We start from the raw sequence: 3,351 nt of genomic DNA on the forward strand, positions 1-3,351 counted from the left end.
AAAATTTTTAAAAAAATTAATTGTAGACAATTTATAATAAATGAAAAAAATAATTTTATTATTCATTACAAATTTTTTGAAAACCAACAGTTTAATCAATCACATCTAATTTTAATTGTTGCGGAAGTTACGTTACCACAATGTTATAAATATCGTGTACAGCAAAAAAAAGAATATTTTGAAAAATTGGGATGGCAATGCAGAATTGTTGACTGGAGAAATCAAAGTGAGGTTTTGTCAGTCTTACAAATTTGTAAAGAAGTGATTTTTTACAGGGTTCCTGCTTTTCAAAATGTTTTGGATCAGATTTCTGAGGCTAAACGATTGGGTTTAAAAACCTGGTGGGAAGTTGATGATTTAATATTTGATAAAAAATTATATTTACAATGCGGGTTTATGAAATATTTACCCAAAGAGGAGTTGGATTTATTACTTTTTGGATCAGGATTATTCCGTAAAGCGTTATTGGCTTGTGATCATGCAATTGCCTCTACATCCTCTTTGGCACAAAATATACGACAGGTTGGAGTTCATGAAGTTAAGGTTATAGAAAATGCCCTGGATCAAAATACTTTACGAATTGCTTCAGACCTTTATCCACGTAAATTGGAAATAGATGGTGATCTTAAGAAAAAAGATGAAATAATTGTTCTTTATGGATCCGGGACTAAAACTCATAATGCTGATTTTCTGATTGCGGCCGATGGAATTATTTCGGCACTTATTCATGAAAAAAAATTAAGATTATGGATAATAGGGGAACTTGAATTACCAAATCAATTTGAGGATTTCAAAAACCAGATCTGTTATTTTTCTTTTCGGTCCTATGATCAATACATGAAATTATTGGCACATGCTGATATAGCCATAGCACCGTTGGAAGATATTGCCTTTAATGATGCTAAAAGCAATATTAAATTTTTAGAGGCATCCATTTTAGGTATTGTCTCTGTTTGTTCTCCCCGAAAGAATTTCAAAGAAATAATTCGGGATGGTGAAAATGGCTTTATTGCTAATTCGACATCTGAATGGAAGGAAAAAATATGTTTACTGGCTGGGAACTCCCAGTTACGTCAACGTTTAGGACGACAGGCTTATTATGATGTCTTAAAGGATTATTCTCCCGATACAATTTTAAAAAAACAGGTTGAACCTATTTTTGGAATACCGAATAAACAAGTCAGGGATAAATTAAAGATTTTGGTGGTTAATCTTTATTATGCACCATATTCTTACGGTGGTGCCACCATGGTTGCAGAGGAAATGTCCTGTCGGATACAAAAAAAAGAGAATACTGAAATAGCAATTTTTACCTCCCGACCTTTTTCACAACATAAAGGATTAAGGCGTTATTGTGATAATGGATCCTTGGTCTATTCAGTAGAGATTTCACCGCAATTATATCCATCTGAAGAATTCAATAATACAGAAATTGTGGATCCATTTGAAATGGTTTTACAGGCTGTTCAACCAGATATTGTACATTTTCATGCAATTCAAAATCTTGGACTGCATTTGATTGCTTCATGTCAACTGAAAGATATTCCTTATATTATTACTCTTCATGACACGTGGTGGCTTTGTGACCGTACATTTATGGTTAAAAATAATCATAAATATTGTTTTCAGGAAAAAATAGACCTGAATATTTGTCAGGCATGTGAACCCCAGGTTTTCTATTTAAGAGAACGAATGAAAATGATGAAAAAATCACTTGAAGGAGCCTCGTTGTTATTAAGTCCAAGTGAAACACATCGTCAGCTTTATATAGTGAATGATGTTGATCCCGATAAAATTATAGTAAATCGTAACGGAGTTTCCCGTCCAAGAAAATTGCGTAAAAAGCGTATGGCGGGTTCTGTCTTGAGGTTTGGTTTCGTTGCCGGAAATGAGATAATAAAAGGCTATAATCTCATTTTTGACGTATTTACATCATTAAAACATGAAAACTGGAAATTGACGATTGTAGATAGCAAAAACAATCTTGGATATTCATCATTTGATATAGATTCCTGGAAGGGGCAGGATAAGGTTATCATTATTCCACCCTATGATGAAAATTCAAAAGATGATTTCTTTAATGAAATAGATATATTGCTTTTTCCTTCCCAATGGAAAGAAAGCTATGGGCTGACAGTCAGGGAAGCTTTGCTACGAGATGTTTGGGTTGTGTGTACCCATCCTGGTGGCCAGTCAGAGGATGTTATGGACGGTATAAATGGTACCTATATTTCATTATATGATGGTTCGGAAGAATTAAAAAAGGTTATTGAAGGATTTCTGGAACAACCATCCTTTTTGGATGCCTATCTTAATCCATATAAGGATCATATTATGACTTATGAACAACAGGCTGATGAATTATTTGAAATCTATAACAGTGTTAAAGTGGCGGAGAACAAGAAATACCCTGTTTTATGAAATATGTCCAGGCAAGTTTTGTATCATAAGTTATGGCAAGATATTTCAGCCGTTTCCACCATACGGTATGGGGGATCATCGGTCGGTTAGTATGGTTGTTTAAATAGGTGTCAATATAGTTTAATTTGAAAAATTGATTGTTTTTCAGAAGTGTACGGTAATAGTTTAGCCAGAAAATTCCAAAGTGATTATCTCGGATGAGTTCTTTTTTAATAAAAGGGACGTTATCAGAATGCAGGATAGTATACCAATCCAGGTGCATGGGATTGACGTTTTTTTTATTTCTAAAAAGTCTTGTTTTTGTTGGTGACCAAGCTGCTTTGCATTTAATTTCCGGAATTGATTGCAAAATGCGTCCCAGCTTTAATTCACCTTGCTGGATAATGGCCTGTCTGTCCATTTGTTTGAATGGTTGCATAAACAAGTCTTGAATTGCTGGATTAAAAAATGTGGTATGGTTAAAACACAGAAACCATGATTGGAAATGCCAGTTCACTTCAAAACTATCAACCATCCCCCATATATCCAAGTTTTCGGTAAACATTTTTTTAAAAACAGGCTGCAGGGGATATATGGGGCCAAAAATGCTGTCATTAGTTAGTAGGATATAATCAGCATGATCGGTAACTTTTTTTATTATTAAATCTTGCCATGCTCCAAAATCCAGTCCCTGATTAGGACGAGAATGGGGTGTTATTGAATGTTTTTGGCAAAAATCGTGTATATCCTTTGAAATTTTTTCTTTCCCGGAAAGGGCTAAATGTGTTTCCCATCCGCATAAATAAAGTTGCCTTAAAAAATGTTTTGTGTCGGGAAGAAGTTCATCTGTTAAATTATAAGAGGCAAAAAGACATATTCTGTTTGACATATTTAGTGATGATATTTGATTTATAGTGAAAATTTACCGTTAGAATTCATAAATTTAAATTA

Annotated in this window: 2 protein-coding genes; one reads left to right on the forward strand and one right to left on the reverse strand. The window is 33.7% G+C overall.

What is annotated here, in order from left to right; genetic code table 11:
• Positions 1-2,421 (forward strand): glycosyltransferase (locus U0839_RS08580; RefSeq protein WP_413550479.1); only part of this gene is annotated, 2,421 nt, incomplete at its 5' end.
• Here the strand turns inward: U0839_RS08580 and U0839_RS08585 are convergent.
• The gene (locus U0839_RS08585) at positions 2,384-3,289 is read right to left on the reverse strand and encodes a rhamnan synthesis F family protein (RefSeq protein ID WP_413550480.1); all 906 of its coding nucleotides are present in this window, start codon (positions 3,287-3,289) and stop codon (positions 2,384-2,386) included. The two genes, U0839_RS08580 and U0839_RS08585, sit on opposite strands and share 38 nt — an antisense overlap.
• Positions 3,290-3,351 lie beyond the last annotated feature (62 nt).

Origin of the sequence: Commensalibacter sp. A3DC (genome assembly GCF_047307945.1) — a bacterium.
GTDB lineage: Bacteria > Pseudomonadota > Alphaproteobacteria > Acetobacterales > Acetobacteraceae > Commensalibacter > Commensalibacter melissae.